Source organism: Turicibacter sp. KK003 (assembly GCF_037014675.1).
Classification (GTDB): Bacteria; Bacillota_I; Bacilli_A; order MOL361; family Turicibacteraceae; genus Turicibacter; species Turicibacter faecis.
This window is the reverse complement of sequence record NZ_CP142738.1, coordinates 1,826,975-1,852,009: the sequence shown is the minus strand read 5'-3', so window position 1 is coordinate 1,852,009 and position 25,035 is coordinate 1,826,975. Positions and strand designations below refer to the sequence as shown.

Here is a 25,035-nt window from a genome sequence, read left to right as displayed (position 1 = left end):
AAAATGACTATCGTTGATGAAGGTTTTATGAGCGATGAGGGAACCGAAAAACTGATTCAGGCGACCAATGAGATGCTAGATTATTGTGAGGCCTGTGAAAGTAAGGGAAATGAATTTATTAAAATTGCGAACTGTATTTTAAACCGAGAGGAGTATTATGATTTTTTATCGGTCTATAAAAAATTCGATAATAATTTTGGAATCTTAGAAAGTTTATCATCACAGGTGACATTTCCAACAACAATTTTACAGGCGGTTTCAATTACAGCGACGATTAAAGAAATTCAACGGAATATTGAAGATTTAGTTCAAATGATGGAGGTTGCTCATCTACGAATTGAAACGCAACAAATCAATGTTCATATGGCACGACTCATTGAACGACTCATTGAATTTATGGATTTTGATGCCATTGATTATGATGATTTAAGCAAGGCAATGGAGAGTACGTTTATGATTTTAAAGGTACTTGATGTGTTTGATGAGGAATACAAGGAGGCTTATTATCCAATGAATGTACTTCATATTATTCCTTTTCATACGAAGGCAGAAGCATATAGTTATGCGTTACAGCATGGAATTAGTCGTGATTTTATTTTAAATCGTCACGGGCACCTTTTATAAGGGGATTTAAAGAAAGCCCGTCTTTGTAACTGAATAAAAAAGGCTAGAACGAGGGGTTCTAGCCTTTTTTATTCCATTGTTTTAGACGGTCGAGTGTTTCAAGGGCATCCTGATATCCAAGATCATATAGTTTCTTTAGTTTTTCTTTATCCTTTTCAAAGCGACTAATTTTAACGGGGGAGTGAGGTGCAATAACGGTAGTTTGTCCGCGAGCCTCTAACTCTTTAATCAATGAGAGCGTGTCATTATACATTGCATGACGGTGATCGAGTGCCTTAATCATATTCGGATATTTTTTTAATACGTTCTTATAAATCGAGCGAAATCCTTCAGGTTTTTTGATATAGTCTCGGTCGCGGGTAAGGACGACAATCACATGGTCACATCCATCGGCCAAGGCTTGTTTAACAGGTATGGAATCAGAGGTTCCTCCATCTAAGTAATCGCGCCCCTGATATCGAACGACAGGGGAGAAGACAGGAATGGAGGAAGAGGCTTTGATGAGCGTGGAGTCGTAATTAAGATTTGATTTGTCAAAATAGACGCATTGACCGGTAAGCGCATCAGTTACCCCAAGTTTAAATTCACAGGGTGAAGAGAGAAAGGTTTCGTAATCGAAGGGGTCGAGTTGGTGAGGAATTTCATCAAAGATGAAATCCATTCCAAATAAAGACTTCGTTTGAATAAAATTTCTAAGACTAAGGTAGCGTTTGTCATGGAGATAATTCGTATTAATACGAAATCCGCGTCCACGTTGCATCGAAACGTAAGAAACGCCATGGCAGGCCCCTGCCGATACCCCAATCACGTAGTCAACGAGTAAGTGATGATCTAAAAAACAATCGAGGACCCCACACGTATACAGTCCACGCATGCCGCCACCTTCTAAAACTAGTCCAAGTTTCATCGTATGTCTCCTTTCAAATGCGTTGTATATCTTTTTACATTATGCCATATTTTGATAAATATGTAAGGGATTGATTCAAAGATCTTGCTTTTTTTATTAATAGGGGAGGGAGAAAGCGGGAATCCTCATTTTATTCGGTTCTTTTTTTGTTTTATAATGTAGAATCGTGTTAAAATAGGAGAGATCTATTCGTTGATAATGACTAGGAGGGTGAGACGATGCCAAGGTTTAAACGAGTCTATATTGAGATTACGAATCAGTGTAATTTAAAGTGTGATTTTTGTCCAAGTGCTATGCTCGGTCGTGGTGGGCGCATGATGAATGAAACAGACTTTATTCATATTTTAAAGGAAGTAAAGCCGTATACCGATTATTTATATTTTCATTTATTAGGGGAGCCCTTCTTAAATCCGAGGCTTGAGCGTTTTTTACAATTGAGTCATGAATCCGGCATGCAAGTCAATCTTACGACCAATGGTGTTCTTATTCAAAAGGTGGCCCCAATTTTGATAAAGTCCCCAGCTTTAAGACAAATAAACTTTTCTATTCATTCGTTTGAAGCGAATGAACAAACAGGGACGTTAAAGGATTATTTATTAAACATTGCCCGTTTTATTAAGGAGGCACAGTCTGAACGTCCTCTTTATTGTAATCTTCGATTATGGAATATGGATGCGGAAGAGTTAAAGGCTAAAAATACGTTGAATACTGATATTTTACGTTTGATTGAGGATGTTTTTGAGTTAGATTTTAGTTTAAGCGAGCGATTACAACAGACGCATCAGGTTAAGATTAAGGATCGCGTGTTTATTCATATGGCGGAAAAGTTTGCATGGCCGACGCTAAATCGTGAGGTGATTAGTGAGCGGTTATTTTGTTATGGCTTACGGGATCATTTGGCGATTCAGGCGGATGGGACGGTGGTTCCGTGTTGTTTAGATAGTGAGGGAAATATTCCGCTTGGAAATATTCATCAAACGCCGTTGCGTGAGATTTTAGCAAGTGAACGCGCGGTTAATCTATATGAGGGGTTCTCGCAACGAAAAGCAGTTGAAGAGTTATGTAAGCGGTGTGGGTATGCCCAACGATATTAAGGAGTGATAAGATGATTCGTCCGATTATGAAAGATGTTAATTTTTTATCGAAGAAATCGGTAGTGGCAACGAAAGCCGATTTAGCTGCTGCTAATGATTTAGTGGATACTTTACGGGCCAACTTAGATGGCTGTGTTGGAATGGCGGCTAATATGATTGGTGTACAGAAGCGCATCATTGCATTTGCTGTTGGGGAAATGATTGTTGTGATGATGAATCCGGTCATCGTGAAAAAGAAAAAACGCTATGTAACAACAGAAGGGTGTTTATCACTAACCGGTGTACGCGAGGCGGTAAGGTATGAGGAGATTGAGGTTGAGTATACGGATCGAAATTTTGTTAAACACCGTGGGACTTTTACAGGCTTCGTTGCTCAAATTATTCAACACGAAATCGATCATTGCAATGGAATTATTATTTAAGTAGAAGTGTTCGTCTTCTTACTGATGGGCTAAATGGCGAGGATAACCCTCATGCTCGAAATAACAAAAAGGCACCTTAATGGTGTCTTTTTGCTTGGAGATGAATAAAAAAAGCTCTCTTAATGAGAGCTTCTTCAGGGGCTTTTTGATGAACTAGAAATCAAAAAGCCAATCGTTGTCGAGACGAGGTGACCAATTTGAAAAATTCCATCGTTGTAAACGTCGCCACCGATCATCGTATAGATTGTTAATGTAATCAGACAAATGAAACAGACACCTGCTGTAAAGAAAATATGGATATTGGTACCCTTTAAGAGGTGGTGTGTGTTTTCTTTTTCTTCACATGGACAAGTTTTTTCAGAAGATGATTTTGTTCCGGTTGGGATGTTCATTCCTAAAATATAACCAAAAATACTCGATAGACTCGTTTGAAAAATGGCATTAATCGTTGGTTGAGAGCTTAGTGCAGGAATGAAGACAGCACAAATTAACTGAATTAACAGGAGGATGCCGATGAGAAGAACAGATTTACAGGCTAAATCTAATTTGTGCCATTCACGCTGCATTTTTCGACATAGGGGGAATCTTTTTTTCAAGAGCATCACCTGATTTATTAATCGTTAATACACTATATTGTATGCGCTTTACTTTTGAGGTGTTTGGGGGTTTTGGATGGAAAAAGTTGAATGGAATTAATTGGATATAAAAGCAAGGGAAATCCAAAAAACTTTCGAGGGGCGTTTACTTTCTGGGGGGGAATTAATGAATAGAACCTTTTCTTCAATGAGGCGTGTTTAATTGATTTGGATCCATGCAAAAGGAATTCGGATACGGGGGTGGGTTTTAAAGGTTAAGACGGATGAGAGTTTGTCAATGGATGTTTATCTCCCAATGGTTTTCCTTAGAAAAAAGACGGAGACCGCAGGAGAACGGAATGAAATAATTTTTGATTTGAATGTATGGTTTATTAAAATATATGGTAAAATAATACATAAGTAGAAATGAGGTTACAAGATGAAAGAAACGATGCAAAAAATTATGGAATTTCGTGATGAACGGGGATGGAAACCGTATCACACGCCGGAAAATTTGGCAAAATCGATTTCAATTGAAGCAGCGGAATTATTAGAGTGTTTTCAATGGGATCATTCGTTTGATCAGGAACATGTCTGTGAAGAATTAGCGGACGTGCTTATTTATTGTTTACAGATGGTTGATGTATTGGAAGTAGACGCTAAAGAGATTATTTTTAGTAAGTTAGAAAAAAATGCGATGAAGTATCCGGTTCAAAAATAAAGGCTGTTTCTAAAGAAACGGCTTTTTATCAAAGCGATTGTTATTCATAATAGGGGCTTAATTTGATTAAAAGATACGTGAATAAAGTTAAAAAGAGGATTCCGTTAATCACGCCTTCGCCTTTGGCGCCCGTTTTAAAATTAGCGATCCGTATCTTCTTTTTCCACGGATAAAAAAGGCACACGCCTTGAGTGGTTAAGAGGTCGAGAAAAATGTGCGAGCTATGTCCCACGAGGAGCCCGGTGATAAGTAACGTGTAGAAGTCTTGTCCAATATTGAGGTAAGGCGCATAGCTAAGGAGAAGTAGGAACAAGAAAATAGAGAGTAGACTGTGGGTTAAGGTCCGATGTTTAAAGTGTGTTGAGATAAAGGTAGACGTAACAGGGAATAAGCTCCCGATTTGGGAGTTTTTTAAATCGATGTCGGGTAATGTTGAACCAATGATGGTTGCTGTGCAATAAAGGGTAATTATAAAGAGTTGTGAAGCGGCATTGGCGTGTGAATAAAGATGGGCGATCAAATATTGTTGAGTTACCACTCCAAAGACGAGTCCCGCTCGTTGATGCGTCGTTGTTGTCATAGTTAGTCTGCTCCTCTGGGGTCTTCGATTCAAAAGTGTTGTTTAAGTTTATTATACCGTAAAATGCGAATAAATGTTTGTTTTTATTATATCTAATTTATGGAAGGGAATGGACGAAATGGGTTAGATCAGGCATTAAAACAATTAAATCAAGCACAGCGAAGGGTTGTAGAGGAGTTAGAACAGTCTTTGTTGGTTATGGCACCTGCGGGAACAGGGAAAACGAATGTCATTGCACTGCGTACCGCTAAATTTATTGAAGCGGGAATTCAACCGTCACAAATTTTATGTTTAACATTTACTAATAAGGCATGCCATGAATTAAAGGATCGCCTAACAAAGGTAATTGGTGTTAAATCCAAGGGAATTGTTGTTAAAACGTTTCATAGTCTTTGCTATCAATTAATTAAGGAAGAGGCGAAAGCTCTTGGAAAGTTATCGACCGACGTTGTTGTGATTGATGAAGAGGATGCGAAAGAGGTGATTAAACGCTTGGTGGGGCGTGAGGGACTTCTGATGGATCACGTGTTTGAGTATATTCAATCGCTCAAAGTGTATCAAATGGGGCGTCGCCCACTCGATTCCTCTCTTGTCCAAGAGTTTCACCAATCCGAGGCGGCGTTACGATTATTGTACCGTTTAAAAAATTCGGATGCAGGATGCGAGACACTTGCTTACTTGTCGCAGTATGGAAGTTGGCTTTATCTAGAATACCAACATTATTTAAGGCACCACCAATTTTTAGATTTTAATGATTTATTACTTTATGCGGATGAGTGTTTATCGCAGAAGGAGATTTTAACCCGTTGGCAATCTCGATTCGCGGTTGTGGTGGTTGATGAGGTGCAAGATACAAGCTTAATTGAATATCACTTAATTAAAAAGATTGCCCATTCGTTGAACTTTAGCGCGTTTGGTGACTTTAATCAAACGATTTATGAATGGCGTGACTCTAATCCTGTCGTTATTCGACAAAAGATTATTGAGGATTTTTCTCCGCTTTGTTTAGAATTATCGTTGAATTATCGTTCGACGAAGCGGCTCGTCATGCTCGGTGCTAATTATTTAGAAAATGGGAAACAGGTAGGGCTTATTCATCGTCATTTATCACCTAAATGCATCGAATCCGCAAGCGACGAGATGGGGACTGCTCCAGTTTTTTATGAGGCAGCGACTAAACAAGAGGAAATGAATTTTATTATTGATCATTTAAAGTATCAAAGACAGGAGGAACTTGCTAATACGGTCATCTTGACTCGGAGTAATCGTCAAAATAGTGAAGTGGCAAACTTTTTGCAGGCCGAGGGTATTGCGTGTTATTTGGTGGATCAGTTGACACTATTTAAGCGAAAAAATATAAAGGACCTACTCTCTGTGATTAAATTTTATTTAAATCCATACGATGAACTTTCCCTCAAACGTTTTTTACCTTTATTCGGTGAAACAATTGATTGGAATCAAATGAGTCATCCAGCGTATTTAAAGCGATATAAAGAATATGATTTACGGCTTACCGACTTTTTTAGACGAGAGGCTTATCAGGAGGGAGAGCCTTACGGACTATTAAAAAAAGTTCACGAGGAGGGTCGTTTAGTTATCTTTGATGTGGAATCGACAGGACTTGATGTGACACGGGATGAAGTCGTTCAAATTGCCGCTATTGCCTTGCAAAATGGACGCGTCATTGAGACATTTGAGCGGTTTATTAAACCTCATCAATCAGTTGGAGATTCGGCACTTGTTCATGGGTTTACAGATGAATTTTTAGAATGTCGTGGTGAAGAGGCAGTCACAGTTTTTTCTGACTTTTTACAGTTTATTCAGGGGGCCTTACTCATTGGTCATAATGTGGGATATGATATGAAAATTGTTCGTTCACACATGGGTCGCATCGGACTTATTTTTGAGGGAATGATTGGGGTTTACGACACGCTAGATATCGTTCGTCGACTTTATCCGAACTTAGTTAATCATAAGTTAGATACGGTGAGTGACTTTATTGGTGTTGATCACGAACCGACTCACAATGCAATGGATGATATTTTAGCAACAAAGGATGTTTTGTTAAAAAGTATGCCTCGGTTGATGCAGGCACATGAAAAGCGAAAGAATGTGATGGCTTATTATCAAGAAAAATTAAATCCGGTCATCGAACAATTGCACGAATTTTATGCGCTCATTGAAACAAAAACGCCAATGGCTGTGTTGTTAACATTGAAAGAACGCTTTAAACACGTAGAAGAAGATAAGGTTGAAAATGAAACCGTTGAACAGGCAAAATTTGAGGAATTCATCGCCTTTGTTGAGGCGTTTTATCGTGCAACGCTGAAAAGGGATAATGGCTTATTCATGTGGGAAGTTTGGATGCGTTTGCTTGAGCAACTTTCGTTATCGAGCAGTGAGCTAGATCGTGTGATGAAAGATCAAAATAAACTAGCGGTGATCACGGTTCATCAATCAAAAGGATTGGAATTTGATCACGTCATTATTCCATTTTTGAATAAGGGAATGTTTCCGCTTGATTTTCAAGGAACGAATCAAGAGGAAGAGTGCCGGCTTTTTTATGTGGCAATGACGCGAGCGAAAAAGACGTTACTATTGACGCGCCACGTAAAGGAGCATAGCACATCAAAGAGGGAGAAAGAGCGTAGTCCATTTATTGATTATTTATATACAATGGCTGAAGGTCAGATGAATAATCGTTAGCTACACCATTGTAGATGTAAAGGGTAGGCTTAGGTGGCTTTAAATTTGACACCTTTTCTTCCCCCTGTCCTTTTTCCAGGGGATTAAAAAGAAAGTTTTCTTCCTAGCTTTCACCTTTTAAATCGTGTATGATTAGTTTATAAAAGCCCTAGATGGAACGACTCATGAGCAGGGATAATTATTCGTGCGTGTTGAAAGGGCCGAATAACCGATGGGGCTGTGAAGATTAAGAGGACGTGATGCAACGGGAACGCACATGTTTTTTAGGAGGCACTGATTCTATTTTGACGGCGCTAAGATAAAAGAAGAGGGGAGGTTAAGTATGAATGAAAATTTTCAAACTTTTTATTGGAGTAAATTAGATAACGTGGCTAAATTATATGCCCTTGTTTCAAATGCGAGGGCGACAAATGTTTTTCGAATTTCGGTTCAGATGAAAGAGACGATTCAACCGGAACCTTTGGTAGCCGCATTAAAACAGGCGCTTGTAGAAATGCCTTCATTCCGCGTTCGTTTACGGCACGGATTATTTTGGTCTTATTTTGATATGAATGATCAACGTCCTAAAGTTCGAAAGGAATATACCTATCCTTGTTCTAAATTGACCAAGTTTACTAATAATAATTACTTGTTCAATGTGACGTACTATGAAACCTTTATTCATTTAGAGATTTTTCATGCCTTGGCGGACGGGGCGGCTGCTACTCAGTTTTTAAAGGTCGTTGTTTACTACTATTTAAAAAATCGGTATCCCACGCAATCGTTTGCCCCGCTTCATCTTGGACAACAACAAGTCTCTTTACCAGCGATGGATGAGGATAGTTTTTTAAAGGTGAAAAGTGAAGCGAAGGGGAAGGTGATTCCTCAAACCACCGTTGCTTATAAAATAAGAGGGATAAAAAAACGTCCCCAAGAGTTAAAGGTTATTCATGGGACACTATCGACTCAGCAGGTGATTAAGGTTGCCAAAGCGCATCAAGTGAGCGTGTCTTCCTTTATTTGTGCGGCGCTTATCTATGCCATTTATGAGTCAAATTATCGATTTAATCAAGATCAATCACCGATTATTGTGACCGTTCCGTTTGATTTACGACTACACTTTGATTCTCAGACGTTACGTAACTTTTTTTTCAATGTGGATGTGAAAATTCAACCAACCGCAGATATGACGTTTGAGGAGTTATTAAAACAAGTCGATCGGCAGTTAAAGGATGGGAAACAATTGGATGTGATTCGACGTAAAATAAAGGATAATGTCAGTGCACAAAAAAATATGATGATTCGTTTCGTGCCCTTATTGATTAAAAATATGGTGATGCGTCATATTTATCGGGAGGCAGATAAGGGCGTGACGACCACAGTATCTAATTTAGGGAGAATTGAGTTCGCAGATGAAGTGCAGCCTTATGTTGAACAAGTTCGCGTCCTTATTCCGTTGACCCCTCACCAACCTATTCGATGTGGCGTCATTTCGTATCAAGATCAATTGACTGTCACGTTCACTTCCGCTTTAGAAGAGGTGGATGTTCAACGATTCTTCTTTAGATTTTTAAAAAAATACGGAATGGAGCCTACCATTTCATGTAATGAGGAGTTTAATCATGAAATACTGTATTAAATGTCAGATGAACATTCAAAATCAACTCCATTTTTGTCCCCTTTGCGGACAAGAACTAGAGTCCGTGACTAACGACACACGCCGTGATTATCCTGAACGTTTTGCTAAACGTCGCCGCTATTCCTTACGAAAACTTTTGATTTTTGCAGCGATTGTCGTGATCTTTTTTTCTTTAATGAGCGGCGTTTTCCATCATGTAGAGTGGAGTCTGGTGGCCATTATTTCGGTTATTACGATTTATTTAACAAGTAGTGCTATTTTAGGGGTGAGAGTGCGGAAAAATATTGGTCCGAACTTGTTAATGCAAGTCGTCGGGATTTCAAGTATTGCTCTTATGATTGATGTCTTTTTCGGTTATCAGGGATGGGCGTTAGAGCTTATTCTCCCATTGACGTTAGCAGTTGGAACAACGGTTATTACCGGGACGATTGCATTTAATTCAAAGCAATTTACGAATCTTGTGATTTATCAATTAATTTTAGGGTTCATTGGTGTCATCCTATTAGTTTTAATATATTTTAGATTTATTGTTTTACACCAGTTTGCCGTGTTTGGAAGTTACTATACGATTTTAACGTGCGTCGGCCTCTTCTTTTTTGCTGACCGTCAAATGATTCATGAACTTAAGAAAAAGTTTCATTATTAACGTTGTAAAAGGTAACTGGAAGTTTTAACTTCTGGTTACCTTTTTTGTCGATTGGATGCCTCACGCTCTTCTTTTACCACGGGTCAACAGCCGTTTACGATTGATTAGGATAAAAGGTGGAGCGGAGCTAGTTATAGTTTGATTGGTGACTGAATATAATGAGGTGATATCATCAATCTAATGGACTAGGGGGAGAAGGAATGAATGCATTTTTTGAGGGAATCGGAAGGAAGTTTTCCCAAACGGGACAGGATGCTGTAAAGAAGACGAAAGATTTGGCGGAAATATCACGTATCAATTCACAGATGACGGAGGAGGAAAAGAAGTTAAATAAGCTATATATGAAACTCGGACAGTTATATTATCAAATGAATAAGGAAACTGCCGATGCTGTGTATTTAGATATTTTTCAAGCGATCGGAGGTTGCTTACAAACGATGGATCGATATCAGGTGATGGTTGATGAAATTAGAGGAATTAAAAAGTGTCGTCGCTGTCAAACAGAGGTTGCACTATCTTCAATGTTTTGCCCGACATGTGGTAATAAATTAAGCGATGATCGTGAAACAGGTGTCTCAACGATTTGCCCAGACTGTGGGATGGAGAATGGATCAAGTGCGACGACATGTATGAAGTGTGGGAAATTACTTTAATAAAGTGTGGAGGATTGACGCGGATGAACGCCGGAAATCCCCTTTTTTTATGAAAAGATGTAGGGGCTAACCGGTGAACGGACTATCGGTAACTAGAGTTTGATGAGATGTAAAGTAATGAAAATAATAGAAATAAATAATATTTTTAACTAAAATGTAAAAAAAGGTTGAAATGAAACGAAGGATTTGTATAAATAGTATTATATTCCAATAAAGAGCGAGGGGTGGAGTTATTCTAGCTGTTTTTGTAACGGTGGCGAAACGATTAGCTAGAGTTGCAGGATCCTATCATGCTCGCCATTTAATGGATGGAGGTACACCGAAATTAGCTAAATCAAACCGTTGGATTGGGCGATGAAAAAGACGTGTACTTGAGTTGGATTCTAATAGAAATAGGAGGGGTAGGAAGAATGGAGAAATCACTTGTCTATGGATTCATCTGGTTTGTCGTGACTTATCTTTTAGATAAAGGGGTCTTATATGTCTTAAGGGTGAACCAAATCATCGACCCATCGCAGGAACTAAATCTTGGTTTAGATTTTTTACTTTGGTTAGTCGTCGGGGCTATCGTTTACGGCGTGGGGGCCTTCATGTTTAAACAAAAATAAAGGTGGATACAAAAAAGCGTCGGGAACTGCCGACGTTTTTTTGTTTGCCAATGAGGGATATCCGTTTAAAAAGCGTATAAACTATTAGAGATATTTTGTCTGCCGATAGGGGTGGACGAAAGAAATGAGGTGTACCTTTGAAAGGATATTACTTAATGCCCCATCCACTGATGTTAATTCCTGAGATTGGAAAGGGTGAAAGCTTAAAACTATATCAAGTGAGTCTAGCTTGCCACCAGATTGCCCAGGAGTTGAAAGACTTATCCGTTAAAACCATTATCATATTGGTGGCGGCCCCGAAGGATAAGCCCTATTTTGGTCTTTACGGTGGCGATCGATTTAATGGGAATTTTAATGATTTCGCATCAGAATCTATGGAGATTCATGGGAAACTAAATGAAGATTTTATTCAAAAACTGCAAGAGTTGGCGATGAGGGACGGATTACCCGTTTTAATAAAGGCAACAGAGGAATGCCAGTTAGATGAGAAAGTGCTTATTCCACTTTCATTTATCCAAAAATATGTTGAAGATTATCAATTAGTTCCGATGACTTGTCCTGTCTTTGATGACCGGACCCTCTATTTATTTGGCATGCATCTACAGGAGGTAGCCCATTTATCGCAAGAACCCGTGGCGGTGATTATCAGCTCTAATTTATCACAAGGGCCCTCTGCTACGCATGCGGTCTCATTTGATCAGACATTTTTAAACCTAATGACATCTAAACAACCACTTTCGCTATTTGATTTAAGTGAAGAGATCGAGTTTCAACAAAACGAGGACGTCGTTTCCTTAATGAAGATTTTACTTGGAACGTTAGATGGAAAACGAATAGGGGGAGAACTTTATGCTTACCAAAATCCATTTGGTGTTGGATATGGCGTCCTTTCTTTAACTGCTCTTGGTCCGGGGACCAAGGCGTATAAATACATTGGAAGGTCAGGTGAAGTGAAAGGTGGGGAATTACTAAGGGGGAATAATCCTTATGTTTCATTAGCGAGAAAATGTATGGAAGATTATATGAGCGGGACGAAAACCTTGTTAAGTAAGGCGGCTATTCCTGAAATGATGATCATTCATCGCCATGGTGTCTTTGTTTCGTTTTATAAAGAAGGGACTTTACTTGGACGATTTGGAGATGTACAACCTTGTACGGATTGTGTAGCAACTGAAATCATGCATCATACCCTCTCTTTCATCCGCACATTAGAAACGTCAATGACGGAAGGTGAACTTTCACAACTTAAAGTGACCATTGATTTAGCGTTAAATCCGCAGGTTGTGACTGCCGAGGACCTTAATCCTACTTTTTATGGAATTAAGGTCAGTAAGGGGGATCATCAGGGAGTTATATTACCAAAGGACGGTACCTATCAATCTAGTAGGGATCAACTTTTGCTCGCCTGTGGGCAAGCGGGGATTCCCTTTAGTGAACAGATGACCATTGAACGGTTTGAAGTCATTCATTATGAGGAATAAGCCCCTTCTTTTAGGGCCTATTATTTGACAGAGGGGAATAATTGGGCTAAAATGGGGGAAACATTTGAAGAGGAGTGGATGGAATGATGATCAAGAAATTATGGAATCTTTCATTTACGTATACGTTGATTGCCCTTTTATCAGGTGTCTTTTATCGTGAGTATACAAGGGGAATTGGTTATACGGAGGCAACAAACTTATCGCTTTTACATACCCATTTATTTGTGTTAGGAATGCTATTTTTCTTAATTGTATTAGCATTAGAGTCAATTTTCAAACTAAGCCAACAAAAATTATTTAATGGTTTTTTATGGACGTACAATATAGGCTTAATCGTGAGTTCTGTGATGATGGCAGTTCGTGGATGGTTGCAAACGCAAGGTGGCGAGCTTTCACGTGCAGTAGATGCCTCTGTTTCTGGAATGGCAGGAGTAGGACATATTTTACTTGGGGTTGGAATCGTGTTATTTTTCTTCAATTTAAAGGGTGCCATTTCATCAAAGGCGTAACAAAAAAGACGTATGGGCAAATTGCCCTAATACGTCTTTTTTAATTGCCAGGGAGTTGATTGTTGATCGGGGGATGGCATCCTGGGTATTTTTTTGTTTTTAGTAAAAGTTAAATGGACAATCATTGAAATGATTCCACTAATAATTAAAAAGGAATAGAAGCTGATTCCTCGACATAAAAGCATCGCTGGTAAGATGAGATGTGTCGTGAAGAGTAGCTTGAACGCACTCATAAATGCATTTTCTGAGGCACCAACCGATCCGGGTAACGGAATAGAGGAAACCGCTAAAGAGACGAGCGATTGAACCGAAATAATTTGAAAGAGGCTAAATCCTTCGAGATGAAAAGCCTTATAGACAAAGTAAGGAATTAAATAACTTGCCGTTAATTGAACAGTTGTTGTTAGAATCACACGTAATAATAATAGAGGCTGTGTTTTGATATAATCTGCACCTTTGGTGTATTCCTTCACCATGGCCTCTAATTTTTCTCGTTTCTTTTCAACATTTTTAATTAAATGTAACCTGCTCAGTATTCCAGTGACCCCATTAATTAATTTATAAATGAATTTTTTTGAGAACATCGCTAATAAAATACCTGCGGTAAGAAGCGTGTTCATACAGACGCTAAACATTAAAAAGTATTTAATACCGCTTAAATTTTCTAAAATAAATTGTTGGTTAAATAAAAAGACGATGAACGCATAAATCATCATGACCACTTGGTAAACGGCAGTGATAATGAGCAAATTAAGGGATGAATATGAGAGGTGAATATTCGCTTTATTCATATAAAACATTTGAGCGGGTTGGCCCCCTGAGGCAGACGGGGTAATTGAGCTAAAGTAAAAGCCAACGAAGGCAAAGCCAAGACATTTAAGATAAGAAATTTTTTGTCCAAGTGCTCGCAAAATAGAGAAGGTATTAAAGGCCTCACAGCTCACAAACGTAAACATCATAAAAAGTCCAAGTAGTAGATAAAGAGGGTTGACACTTTCAATGGTTTCTAAAAGCGTTGCCATTGATTGATCCTTAAGGATAAAGTATCCCGTTAGGATAATTAAGCAGGCCATAAAGAGTAGGCTTAGTAATTGTTTTAATTTGCTGTTCATACGTGCATCACCTCTTTTGATAAAAGTTAAATAATTGTTAGCTATCCATATAAAAAAAGCTATTTTCTTTCATTATGGTAAAAAAGTTAGTGTTTTACCCGTTCACTCGTAATTTTTTTCTTTTTCGTCAAACTTCATGAAGTATTATAGCATATCTATCTTCATTTCGTAAGGGAGCGACTTTCGAAAATTTGGTAGATATTATTGATAAATGAAATAGATTGGAAATGACCATATTATAACGAGAAAAGTAAAAAATACGGAAGGGCCCGATTTACTTTTAGTATATGAGATAAATCTTAATATTTAGCTTTTAAAATTCTCAAGATTTTCTAAATCTTTTTAAAAACACGTCAATCTACCCCCGTTTTTAAATCCGAGCTGGTTAGGACAATTGATGAAAGGTAGATAAACGGTTTCGGATTCTTTCACTTAGAAATCTACACGATGAAGTGGATTTAATGCTAGATGATAAGAGAATTGAGACTTTTAGAGGGTCAAACGGTTGAAAAGAAGATGGGGATTTTTGTTTCCATCTAGGTGGCTACCGTTACCGATTTTTTGTTTAGACGTAATTTAATAACACCTAAAGATTGAAGAAGGAGATTTTTGATATGAGTCAGATTGAGGATTATTTAACGCAGGTGGCTAACCATGTTCAACAAAATAAGGAGAAGTATGTGACCCTGAGTCATCAACTTCATGAACACCCCGAAATAGGGAATGAAGAGCGGTTTGCATGTTCGCAATTAACACACGCCTTAAAAGAGGCGGGGTTTGAGATTAAGATTGACATTGCGACTCACCCAACCGGCTTTATAGCTATAAAAGATAGCCATAAGGAGGGCCCATCCATTGGGATTTTAATGGAGTATGATGCCTTGAAAAAAATAGGCCATGCATGTGGGCATAATGTGATTGCAATGATGAGTTTAGGAGCAGCACTTGCGACGGCATCAGTGATGGATGAACTTGGAGGGCGCTTGATTGTATACGGAACGCCAGCTGAAGAGGGGGGGCCTCATGGTAGTGCTAAGGAGAGCTACGTTCGTGAGCATCTTTTTGACAAGGTTGATGCCTGTATGATGATTCATCCCTTTCATACAACAGCGCCAACACAGCCCACTCTCGCCATTCGAAAAATTAATTTTGAGTTTTTTGGGCGAGCCTCTCATGCAGCGGCCGCACCGGAAAAGGGGATTAATGCATTAGACGCCATGATTTTATTTTATAATGGTATTAATGCCATGAGACAACAATTGCCGAAAGGCGTTTTGATTCATGGGGTCATTACTGATGGGGGAGAGGCTGCTAATATTATTCCTGCTCATACGCAGGCGAGTTTTTATATCCGAGCTCCTTATTTTGAGTTATGCGAAACGTATAAAGATAAGGTCATTAAAATTGGTGAGGGAGCAGCACTTGCGACGGGATGTACGTTCTCCTATGATGAATCACTCAATTGTGTTAAGCAAATGTTAATTATTCCAAGTTATGAGAAATTGTTTGTAGAAGAGGCCCGCCGATTAAACTTAGAGGTGAAAACGAAAAATTGTAAAAGTATTGGCTCGACGGATGCCGGAAATGTAAGTCAGGTTGTGCCGACGATTCATCCGACGATCAAGATATGTGATGAACCGGTGACACTTCATACCGAGGCATTTAAGGCGGCGGCTCATAGTCAACAGGCCGACCAGGCAATTAGGGACGGCGCCATTATTTTATCACGAATTGCAGTGCGCTTATTAATGGAGCCAGACACGTTAAAAGAGATTAAAGACGATTTTTCTAAAGTAAAACAAAATCTACGGTAACAAGAGAACGGGTGGAAGATTGTAGGTTCCACCCTTTTTGACTTTAGTCAACGGATTGTTGTTAAACAGTCAATTTAGAAAAATGACTATTAATAGGGAAGAATGAATATGATTTTTAGTGAGGAAGTTATTTTTTATGGATGCTTAATAGATGAGGGGGCGTATCCTATGGCATATATTGCAAATCAATTGGTAGATTTAATTGGAAATACACCGTTGTTAAGGTTAAATGGGCTTGCGCATGAGGAAGGGTTGCAGGCAGATGTTGTGGTGAAGTTAGAATATTTTAATCCATTAGGAAGTATTAAAGATCGCGTGGCTTACGCTATGATTAAGGATGCTGAAACTAGGGGAATATTGACAAAGGATTCGACGATTATTGAACCAACGAGTGGGAATACAGGGATTGGGCTTGCCTTTGTGTCAGCAGTCTGTGGGTATAAACTTATATTAGTGATGCCGGAAACGATGAGTGTTGAACGACGAAATTTATTAACGGCATTAGGCGCTCAACTTGTTTTAACGGATGGTGCTAAGGGCATGACAGGAGCAATTGATAAGGCTCAGGAATTATGTAGAAGCACACCTGGTGGTGTCACATTGGGGCAATTTGATAATCCAGCGAATCCAGCGATTCATAAGGTAACGACAGCGGTAGAAATTTGGGATGACGTTGATGGTGAGATGGATATTTTTGTCGCGGGGATTGGAACCGGAGGGACTTTGAGCGGTGTCGGAGAAGTGTTAAAAATGTATCGCAAAGATATTCAAGTGGTTGGGGTCGAACCGCTAGGGTCTGCCGTTTTATCGGGAAAAGAAGCAGGGCCACACCGAATTCAGGGAATAGGGGCTGGCTTTGTTCCCCCTGTTTTAAATACAGACATTTTGGATGAGGTGATAGCTGTATCTGATGAGGATGCCTTAACTATGATGCGTCAATTGGCACGCTTAGAGGGATTGTTAGTCGGTATTTCTTCTGGGGCAGCCGTTTTTGCCGCCTGTCAATTAGCGAAACGAGAAGAGAATCGCGGAAAGCGAATCGTTGTGATTTGCCCTGATAGTGGAGAGCGTTATTTATCAATGGGGGTTTATCATTAAAGTAAGGGGATGCGTGTTATGAAACGATTGCTAGTTGCTTTAAGCCTTGCGACAATTCCTCTTTATGGGTGTCACAATGGAAATTTAGATTCCTCAATAAATGAAGAGGAAAATTGGAAAGCTCAGGAGATTGTTGTTTTAAAGGCAGACGAATCAACGGTTGTTAAACGTTTATCTCAAGAAGTTGAAATTGTTCACTTTATTGGAAGCTTACAGTTAGATCAGTGGAAGGTCGCCACGTTACCAAAAGGATTAACGCTTCTCGGAACGTTCTCATTCAATCAGGAAGAGACGGTAAAATTCGGCCATGATGGTCTGTCATCTAAAGAAAATCATAGGTGTGATTTGTTATACTACGAGGATAGCCGGTATGTGACGTTAAAGGTCATTGGCTTTCAGATACATTTTGAAATTCCACCGCATGACGCCCGTGAGTTACAATCGTATTTCACGGATAAATAGGAATATAAAAACTTGCTAACATAAATCAATATAATTTTAGAAAAAATTTATTTTTTTATCGTTGAAAAAAGCTGATGTCAACAAACATCAGCTTTTTTTTCGGTGTCGATTACGCGCCAGGTCTTTACTTTTGAATTGATATTCCTCTGAAAAGGCTAGTGTGCAAGAATCTCTCCGATTGGTATCGAAGCCACCCTTCGTTATTTAATATCAATGGTACGACGATTGAGGACCACCGTTTCTAGTTTAGGTAAAATAATGGTGAGTGTATCGTCTTTTAACGTGGCAGTAATTTGATCAACATCGACGTCGTAAAGACTAAAAGCTTGGCTAAAGGACTGACTTTGATAAGATTGAAAAGAATCTTCCGTCGTATTTAATGATTGATGAATGGTTAAAATGAGTTGTTGGTTTTCAACATTTAATTGAATGTCTTCTCGTTTTAGATTTTTAAGTGTGAGTGTGAAGACGTATTCGTTTCCCTTATCTTCAAATGCGGTGTTATTGATTGGGGCAAGCGCCGATTGAAAAGAATTAATGACCATATTTTCAAGCTGGTCAAATAAATTAAAAAAGTTAAAAGGAGTGACAGAGTTATTATTTCTGTCAGTTGGTAAATTAGACATGTTAATAACCTCCTGTTTCAAAATTCAGACTATACAACATTAGCGTATGCGGTTGGGCGTTATTGGTGAGAGATTTTTTAAAATTAAATAAAGAAAGGAGTCTCCCATTCGGGTGACTCCTTTTGGTTATTTAAATGTTCGTCGTGGTAAGTTGCGGCGTAATTTTCGCTCAATCATGTTGAATTCTAAGTTATCCTTTGGGGCGACGAACATGCAAGTATATCCGTCTTCACCCGCGCGCCCTGTTCTCCCAATTCGATGAATATAAGTTTCTGGTGTTTCAGGGACATCGTAGTTATAAATGTGTGTGACACCAGAAATATCTAATCCACGGGATGCAACATCAGTTGCAATGAGATACTGTAAATCAGCCTCACGAAATGATTTTAAAATTCGTTCCCGTTTATTTTGGGCAATATCACTATGAATGACTTGAACATTAAATTTTTGTTTTTTCATTTTCGCAAAGAGCTCATTGGCACGTCGTTTGGTCCGCACGAAGATGATAGCTAAAAAGGGGTTATCTTCTTGGAGCGCTTGAGCCAGCCGATCAAATTTTTGTCGATCAGTCGTTTCGACGACTTCTTGGCGGATAGTATCAAGCGTCACTTTTTTAGGCTCAATGTTTACGACAACCGGAGAATAGGTATAGTAGTAAGCTAGCTTTTTAACATTAGGAGCCATTGTTGCTGAGAAACAAAGCGTTTGACGGTTACGCGGGGTCGCTCTTAAAATTTGATCTACCTCATTTTTAAATCCCATCAGTAACATTTGATCCGCCTCATCAATGACCACGGTTTTAACATGATTTAAATCAATGGTCTTTCGCTCTAAGTGGTCGAGGAGCCGTCCCGGCGTTGCGATAATTAAATGGATATTTTTTTTCAATTTATTAAGTTGGGAACCAATGTTTCTTCCTCCGTATGCGGCAAGGACATTGAGTTTTTTTGCTTTTGCTAGTTGTTCGGCTTGTTCAGTAATTTGCAAGGCTAATTCACGTGTAGGAGTAATAATTAAAGCCTCCGTTTTAGTAGATTCTGGCGAAATTCTTTCAAATAGCGGGAGTAGGAAAGCTAATGTTTTCCCGGTTCCTGTTTGGGCTTGGGCAATCACATCTTTATCAGCGATAATTAATGGAATACATTCTTGTTGAATAGCTGTTGGTGTTTTAATTCCTGATTTTTTTAGAATTTGAACGAGGGGTTCACTCATTCCTAATGATTTAAAATTCATAAATGACAGACCTTTCGTTAAATAGATTCAATTAATGATACCACAGACTGACGTAAAATACATAAAAAGATAAATAAAGACAGGATGAGATGATGCCGATTGTTCTCCTTTTTTGCTTGAAAGCACTGATATTATTTAGCCTTTGAACATATTATATAGTAGAAACCTTAAACCACAATCCATCTGATGACATAGGGTGAAAGAGGTGTCTTATGAAGAAAATACAGGGAATTGATAAAGAAATTAAAAAACTTAAGGCGCACCTTAATCAGTTAACATTAAATGATAAGACAAAATCAATGGGAGGTTTATTAAATAAGGAAAATATTTTACGTAAAAAAATGAAAATTATTCTTTATTTATTTGACCAATTAGAGGAGATGAATGAACGAAATTTGTATGAAGCTTATTTGTTACAACTTAAAGAAACATCGAAACAGATTTTGACTTTATACAATGAAGAGAATGAAACAGAATATCAATTAGAGGAAGTTATTGAAGGGTTTGAGGAAGAGTATATTCAAACAGGAGTGTTATCCATTTTACTTAGTCACTATTTACCTGAGTTAATGCATGCTCCTCACCATGCTAAATTGCCGACTCACCCTAAGGATGAATATCCGCGAGCACGTCAGATGAAACGAAAATTTTATTTGCATTTAGGAGAAACGAATACAGGGAAAACGTATCAGGCGATGAAGGCATTAGAGAAAGGAAAAAACGGCATTTATTTGGCGCCTCTTCGACTCTTAGCTCTTGAAAATTATGAGAAGATGAATCAAGATGGAGTTCCTTGTCATTTATTAACAGGTGAGGAAGAAGTGATTGTTGATGGGGCGCAACATATTAGTTGTACAATAGAAAAACTAGATTTAGAGTTAGAGTATGACGTTGCGGTTATTGATGAGGTTCAATTAATTCAAGATAGTGTTCGGGGTTCTTCGTGGACTCGTGCTATTTTAGGAATCTTAAGTCCAGAGATTCATTTGTGTGGGGCACTTAATGCAAAGTCTTTACTTATTCAGATGATAACAGAATGCGGAGATGAATACCAATGTCTTGAGTATACACGAAATGTGCCGCTACAATTTGAATCGATGCCTTATCAGCTAAATAGACCCGAAAAGGGAGATGCGCTCATTGCTTTCTCAAAGAAAAAAGTGCTTGAGTTATCAAGATATTATCAAGACCGAGGATATAAGACGAGTATTATTTACGGTGATCTTCCCCCAGAGGTTCGGCGTGTTCAATATCAGTCATTTATTGAGGGAGAAAGTGAGTTGTTAATTTCGACGGATGCAATTGGGATGGGAGTTAACTTACCAATTAGAAGGATTGTGTTCGTAAGTGTTAAGAAGTTTGATGGGGAAAAGGTTCGGGAGTTGACTTCGCAGGAGGTTAAACAAATCGCGGGACGTGCAGGGCGAAAGGGAATTTATGATATTGGGTATGTAGCAGCAATTGATGAAAATCTTTCTTTTGTTGAGGAAAAGTTGAAATGTAAAGATGAGGTGATTAATCAGGCTGTTATTGGTCCACACGAATCGATGCTTGAAATCCAAGGAATCCCACTCATTGAAAAGCTTATGATTTGGGAGGAGCATTATCGAAACTTAGAGCATTATAAGCAGATGGATATCGAGGGTTATTTATATGTCCTAGGGCAAATTAAGCGGTACAAGTTATCACAATGGGCTCAATGGAAAATTATGAAATTACCGATTAATGTAATGCAGCCAGAGTTGCTCCATTTATTGTTGATTTATATTGAGGAGTACTTTATGAATGATAATCGAGAAATTACTAAACCACGACTGCATGCCGAGGACTTAGAGGTATTAGAAACACATTATCAAGAAGTTAACCTCTATTATTCTTTTTCCAAGGCGTTCCATTTAGATTTTGATATAAATTGGGTGTACCGAGAACGTTCTAAAATCAGTAAAAAATTGAACTATCTCTTGTGGCGTCTTTAAGGCAAAAAAAAAGCAACACCGGTCATGTTGCTTTTTTCAATCGCCTGATTAAATTAGTTTGGAATGATTTGTGTGGCCTTTTTCTCAATGATTGGCAAGAAGTATTGGATACAAGGTCCAATTAAGAGTGTTGTAATAATAGTTCCTAAACCTAAAGCTCCACCTAATGTAAACCCAACAACGATACAAATAACGTCCATTGTAATACGAACCCATTTATATTGCCAGTTTGATTTATCAACAATGATAAGTGGTAATTGATCGGTTGGAGCAACACTTAAATTAGCTGATTTTAAGATTGAGAATCCGATTGAAATAACGACGCAGCTAATAGCGACAATCAATAAACGAACGATTAAAGGTAAGGCTGCAATTCCAACGTTTTCTAAAGCTAAGTTAATTAAATCGAGGAAAGGTCCTGCTGTAATAACTGCTAAAAATGTTCCGAGACGGATATATTCACGTGTGAAGATAAGCATTCCAATGAATACAGTTCCCATGACAAGGATGTTCGCTTGTCCTACTGTGATATTTAATAAATTTGATAATCCTTGCATAAAGATGGTGAACGAATCAACCCCAGTGCTTGATTTAATAAAGAAAGCAACCCCTAATTGAATGATGAAGCATCCAACTAAAAAGAAACCAATTCGAATAGCATAGTTTTTAATGTTAAATTTACTCATTTATAATCCTCCTAAAATAGTTCCCACGTTTTAGATAACACTTACAATTGTAACTGTATTCATCATACAAAAAATATGTGATGTTGTCAATTTAAATATGTTTTTTTGTCACTTTATTATGAAAGAGGTCCCATTTTTTTGAAAATATTATGGAATGATAGGTACATAATGTAATAGATAGGAAAAAGTGGATATTTATAAGAGGATGTTGTCTATGATGGAATAAAATCACGCATACTAAAGAAGTGGTAATAATTTTGTCACGTTCCTATATATAAATAAGTCCATTATCTACACTTAATTTAATAAATGAAATAAGAGAAGTGGAAGCACTTTAAGGTGGATAGCTCATCAGTCAAAATTTTTTATCTTTAAAAGAATTCTAATGTGTTGCAGTCATCGGTTTTGACTTGATCTAAATGTAACAATGAGCGCGATTTTATTAAAGGTGAAGTTTTTATTGCTTTAGATGTACTTTGTCTTTTTATTCGATTCATTCAAAAGTTAAGGTTGCTTCATGAGAGGTGGAATTTCTTTCGCTTTATACATGGGTTTAAAATTCGGTGTTATCGGAAAAATATTTTGACCACTAACTCATCGAGGACGGTCTAGATTTATTTTTGATAGATTGCTCTTGCTTCTCGTTTTAGATGAAGGGTGGAAAGATATAAGGAATTTCCGTTTATATATAGATGAAAATGAGTGTAAGGAGGGATGTTTAGTGTTAACGATGCAAGGAAGATTTTCATGCTATTTAGATGAGTATAATAAGATTACGGTACTTGTTCCTAAAAGTTACTATGGGGGAGAAATTGATCCATTTTATTTAATTGATACAGAGACCTCGGAAACTTACGAATTAAAGGTCGAAGAAAAATGTGATTTTTATAATGAGATTAAGTATATTTTGTCGATTAAAGGTTTCGTTAAAGTCGGAACTGAATATCAAGTGATTGATACTTATCAAAATACCAACTATCTATTTTTAGGATACATTGCTAGAACGGCTGAATTTGATAAACGATTTTATTATGAAGGTCAAGATCTAGGGCCTACCTATCGAAAGGAAAGGACTCAATTTAAGGTATGGGCCCCTACGGCGACGCAAGTACAGCTCATTTTATATGAAGATGATGTGACTCATTTTAGACGCATGAAAAGATGCCCTCGAGGGGTATGGGAGTTAACGATTGATCAGGATTTGGAGGGTTGTCGCTATCGCTATGAGATTGTAAATAATCTTATTCGTCAAGAGGCCATTGATCCTTATGCTATTGCCTCAACGGCCAATGCTGAGTATAGTGTGGTTGTGGATCCCTCGAAGTGTGTAAAAGTAAATCAGGCTATTCGTCCTAAATTGGAACATCCGACGGATGCCATTATTTATGAGTTAAGTATTCGTGATTTTACTATCGATCCCTCGTCACGCGTGAACCAACGTGGAAAATTTTTGGGACTTACAGAGGAAGTCGTGGACGAAAAAACTGGGCGTCGCTTTGGTCTTGCGTATCTTAAAGAACTTGGGGTAACGCATATTCAATTGCTACCTATTTTTGATTTTTCAGGTGTCGATGAGCTAAATCCTCTAGATTCCTATAATTGGGGCTATAATCCTGCACAATATAATGTTCCAGAGGGGAGTTATGCCTCAGATGTTCATAACCCGTATACTCGCATTAATGAACTTCGAACGATGATTAATTGTTTGCATGAAAATGGATTTGGGGTTATTATGGATGTGGTATATAATCATGTTTATGAACGAAGAACTTTTCCATTTGATGCGATGGTTCCTACGTATTTTTATCGTTATGATTATCAAGGGATGCCGTCCGATGGAAGTGGATGTGGGAATGATTTAGCCACTGAGCGACGAATGGTACGTAAATTTATTTTGGATTCTATTAAGTTTTGGACAAAAGAATATGGCGTGGATGGATTCCGATTTGATTTGATGGGGATTCTCGATGTGGATACGATGAATGAAATTAGTCAATTTTGTGAGGAATATGACCCAAGTATTTTATTATACGGTGAAGGTTGGGATATGAATACCCCGTTACCACAAGCCCAAAAGGCGGCAAAGTTTAATGCTTATAAATTACCTCGTATTGCTCATTTTAATGATGCTTTTCGCGATACGATTAAGGGACATACGTTTAATCATCAGGATCGAGGGTTAGCACTAGGGAATTTTGGTTCTGCTAACTATGGAAAACGATTGCTATCAGGAAGTTCGGGTTTAAATGAAGATATGTTTTATCAACCGACCCAAAGTATTAATTATATCGAATGTCACGACAATCATACGCTTTGGGATCGAATGAAACTATCAAATAGTGATGAAGATAGTCTAACCTGGCAAAAACGACAGATATTAGCAACTGCAATGGTCATTTTAGCACAAGGAATTCCATTTATTCATTGTGGGCAAGAATTTTTTAGAAGTAAGCAAGGGGTTGAAAATAGTTATAATTCACCCGATTCAATTAATGCTATTCGATGGGATGAAGCGTATCAGCATGAAAAAAGTATGAATTTAGTTAAAGGGTACATTAAAATTCGTCGGGCACATCGTGCCTTCCGTTTACATAACGCCTATCTTGTAAAAAAACATCTGTCTATTTTTCAACATCATAATTCTGTGATAGAATATAATTTGAGAAATGTGAAGGATTACGGATGTTGGAACGACATTCGGGTATTCTTTAACACTCAAAATTATGAAGTGAATATACCTATCATTACTTCTGATTTTACGTTGATTGCTGATGAAAATCAAAGTGGGATTACTCCCATTAAATTACTAACAGGTGATTTGAAAATGCCGCCTTTAAGTGTGATGATTCTTGTAAAATAATGCAGCTTTTAAAAGGTAAGACAT

Annotated in this window: 23 protein-coding genes; 16 read left to right on the top strand and 7 right to left on the bottom strand. The window is 38.1% G+C overall.

All coding sequences use genetic code 11. The annotated features are described in order from the left end of the window. Positions 1–3 precede the first annotated feature (3 nt). Positions 4–624, top strand: coding sequence for a hypothetical protein (locus VXM77_RS09055; protein ID WP_262950680.1), 621 nt, complete (start codon positions 4–6; stop codon positions 622–624). Between the two features lie 58 nt (positions 625–682). Here VXM77_RS09055 and VXM77_RS09050 read toward each other — a convergent pair whose 3' ends face one another. Then, positions 683–1,531 (bottom strand): patatin family protein, encoded by an 849-nt coding sequence (locus VXM77_RS09050; protein ID WP_338506104.1) that lies wholly within the window; start codon positions 1,529–1,531, stop codon positions 683–685. Between the two features lie 218 nt (positions 1,532–1,749). Here VXM77_RS09050 and VXM77_RS09045 point away from each other — a divergent pair, with 218 nt between their 5' ends. After that, a complete protein-coding gene (locus tag VXM77_RS09045) occupies positions 1,750–2,625 on the top strand; it encodes a radical SAM/SPASM domain-containing protein (RefSeq protein WP_338506103.1) in 876 nt (291 codons plus the stop codon). Positions 2,626–2,636: 11 nt separating this feature from the next. Then, positions 2,637–3,047 carry a peptide deformylase gene (locus VXM77_RS09040; protein ID WP_338506101.1) on the top strand — a complete coding sequence of 137 codons (411 nt, stop codon included), beginning with the start codon at positions 2,637–2,639 and terminating at the stop codon, positions 3,045–3,047. Positions 3,048–3,181: 134 nt separating this feature from the next. Here the strand turns inward: VXM77_RS09040 and VXM77_RS09035 are convergent, their stop codons facing one another. Further along, positions 3,182–3,643: a hypothetical protein gene (locus VXM77_RS09035; RefSeq protein WP_161831142.1), complete on the bottom strand. Its 462-nt coding sequence runs from the start codon at positions 3,641–3,643 to the stop codon at positions 3,182–3,184. A 418-nt stretch (positions 3,644–4,061) separates the two neighbouring features. Here VXM77_RS09035 and VXM77_RS09030 point away from each other — a divergent pair, with 418 nt between their 5' ends. Then, a complete protein-coding gene (locus tag VXM77_RS09030; RefSeq protein ID WP_262950685.1) occupies positions 4,062–4,343 on the top strand; it encodes a nucleotide pyrophosphohydrolase in 282 nt (93 codons plus the stop codon). Between the two features lie 40 nt (positions 4,344–4,383). On the opposite strand, the gene VXM77_RS09025 is transcribed toward VXM77_RS09030, so the two are convergent. Continuing rightward, positions 4,384–4,923, bottom strand: a complete 540-nt coding sequence (locus VXM77_RS09025; RefSeq protein ID WP_161831140.1) for a metal-dependent hydrolase — start codon at positions 4,921–4,923, stop codon at positions 4,384–4,386. 99 nt (positions 4,924–5,022) lie between these two features. On the opposite strand from VXM77_RS09025, the gene VXM77_RS09020 reads away from it, so the two are divergent. The 7 genes from VXM77_RS09020 to VXM77_RS08990 all read left to right on the top strand — a co-directional run bounded on the left by VXM77_RS09020 (position 5,023) and on the right by VXM77_RS08990 (position 13,144). Then, positions 5,023–7,629: an ATP-dependent helicase gene (locus tag VXM77_RS09020; RefSeq protein WP_338506099.1), complete on the top strand. Its 2,607-nt coding sequence runs from the start codon at positions 5,023–5,025 to the stop codon at positions 7,627–7,629. A 322-nt stretch (positions 7,630–7,951) separates the two neighbouring features. Then, a complete protein-coding gene (locus VXM77_RS09015; RefSeq protein WP_161831138.1) occupies positions 7,952–9,247 on the top strand; it encodes a hypothetical protein in 1,296 nt (431 codons plus the stop codon). After that, positions 9,231–9,893, top strand: coding sequence for a DUF6320 domain-containing protein (locus VXM77_RS09010; RefSeq protein ID WP_161831137.1), 663 nt, complete (start codon positions 9,231–9,233; stop codon positions 9,891–9,893). Before VXM77_RS09015 ends, VXM77_RS09010 begins: the two co-directional genes overlap by 17 nt. 200 nt (positions 9,894–10,093) lie before the next feature. Then, positions 10,094–10,546 (top strand): zinc ribbon domain-containing protein, encoded by a 453-nt coding sequence (locus VXM77_RS09005; RefSeq protein WP_161831136.1) that lies wholly within the window; start codon positions 10,094–10,096, stop codon positions 10,544–10,546. A gap of 410 nt (positions 10,547–10,956) precedes the next feature. Then, complete coding sequence (locus tag VXM77_RS09000; protein WP_338506096.1) at positions 10,957–11,154, top strand: hypothetical protein; 198 nt, start codon at positions 10,957–10,959, stop codon at positions 11,152–11,154. Between the two features lie 137 nt (positions 11,155–11,291). Then, on the top strand, positions 11,292–12,635 hold the full coding sequence (locus VXM77_RS08995; RefSeq protein ID WP_161831134.1) for an AMMECR1 domain-containing protein: 1,344 nt from the start codon (positions 11,292–11,294) through the stop codon (positions 12,633–12,635). Between the two features lie 83 nt (positions 12,636–12,718). Beyond that, complete coding sequence (locus tag VXM77_RS08990; RefSeq protein WP_237658877.1) at positions 12,719–13,144, top strand: DUF2871 domain-containing protein; 426 nt, start codon at positions 12,719–12,721, stop codon at positions 13,142–13,144. 26 nt (positions 13,145–13,170) lie between these two features. Here VXM77_RS08990 and VXM77_RS08985 read toward each other — a convergent pair whose 3' ends face one another. Then, on the bottom strand, positions 13,171–14,256 hold the full coding sequence (locus VXM77_RS08985) for a lysylphosphatidylglycerol synthase transmembrane domain-containing protein (RefSeq protein ID WP_161831133.1): 1,086 nt from the start codon (positions 14,254–14,256) through the stop codon (positions 13,171–13,173). Positions 14,257–14,870: 614 nt separating this feature from the next. On the opposite strand from VXM77_RS08985, the gene VXM77_RS08980 reads away from it, so the two are divergent. From VXM77_RS08980 to VXM77_RS08970, 3 genes are all read left to right on the top strand, one after another. After that, on the top strand, positions 14,871–16,070 hold the full coding sequence (locus tag VXM77_RS08980) for a M20 family metallopeptidase (RefSeq protein ID WP_262953879.1): 1,200 nt from the start codon (positions 14,871–14,873) through the stop codon (positions 16,068–16,070). Positions 16,071–16,238: 168 nt separating this feature from the next. Beyond that, positions 16,239–17,168: a cysteine synthase A gene (cysK, locus tag VXM77_RS08975; protein ID WP_161831131.1), complete on the top strand. Its 930-nt coding sequence runs from the start codon at positions 16,239–16,241 to the stop codon at positions 17,166–17,168. Between the two features lie 18 nt (positions 17,169–17,186). Continuing rightward, positions 17,187–17,630, top strand: a complete 444-nt coding sequence (locus tag VXM77_RS08970) for a hypothetical protein (RefSeq protein ID WP_161831130.1) — start codon at positions 17,187–17,189, stop codon at positions 17,628–17,630. 200 nt (positions 17,631–17,830) lie between these two features. Here the strand turns inward: VXM77_RS08970 and VXM77_RS08965 are convergent, their stop codons facing one another. Next, positions 17,831–18,256 carry an Hsp20/alpha crystallin family protein gene (locus VXM77_RS08965; RefSeq protein ID WP_161831129.1) on the bottom strand — a complete coding sequence of 142 codons (426 nt, stop codon included), beginning with the start codon at positions 18,254–18,256 and terminating at the stop codon, positions 17,831–17,833. A gap of 126 nt (positions 18,257–18,382) precedes the next feature. Next, positions 18,383–19,489, bottom strand: a complete 1,107-nt coding sequence (locus tag VXM77_RS08960; protein WP_161831128.1) for a DEAD/DEAH box helicase — start codon at positions 19,487–19,489, stop codon at positions 18,383–18,385. Between the two features lie 212 nt (positions 19,490–19,701). Between VXM77_RS08960 and VXM77_RS08955 the strand changes: the two genes are divergently transcribed. Continuing rightward, positions 19,702–21,465, top strand: coding sequence for a helicase-related protein (locus VXM77_RS08955; RefSeq protein ID WP_161831127.1), 1,764 nt, complete (start codon positions 19,702–19,704; stop codon positions 21,463–21,465). 53 nt (positions 21,466–21,518) lie between these two features. Here the strand turns inward: VXM77_RS08955 and VXM77_RS08950 are convergent, their stop codons facing one another. Next, complete coding sequence (locus VXM77_RS08950) at positions 21,519–22,151, bottom strand: DUF6198 family protein (protein WP_161831126.1); 633 nt, start codon at positions 22,149–22,151, stop codon at positions 21,519–21,521. A gap of 730 nt (positions 22,152–22,881) precedes the next feature. Between VXM77_RS08950 and pulA the strand changes: the two genes are divergently transcribed. After that, positions 22,882–25,011 (top strand): type I pullulanase, encoded by a 2,130-nt coding sequence (gene pulA / locus VXM77_RS08945; protein WP_161831248.1) that lies wholly within the window; start codon positions 22,882–22,884, stop codon positions 25,009–25,011. Positions 25,012–25,035: the final 24 nt, after the last annotated feature.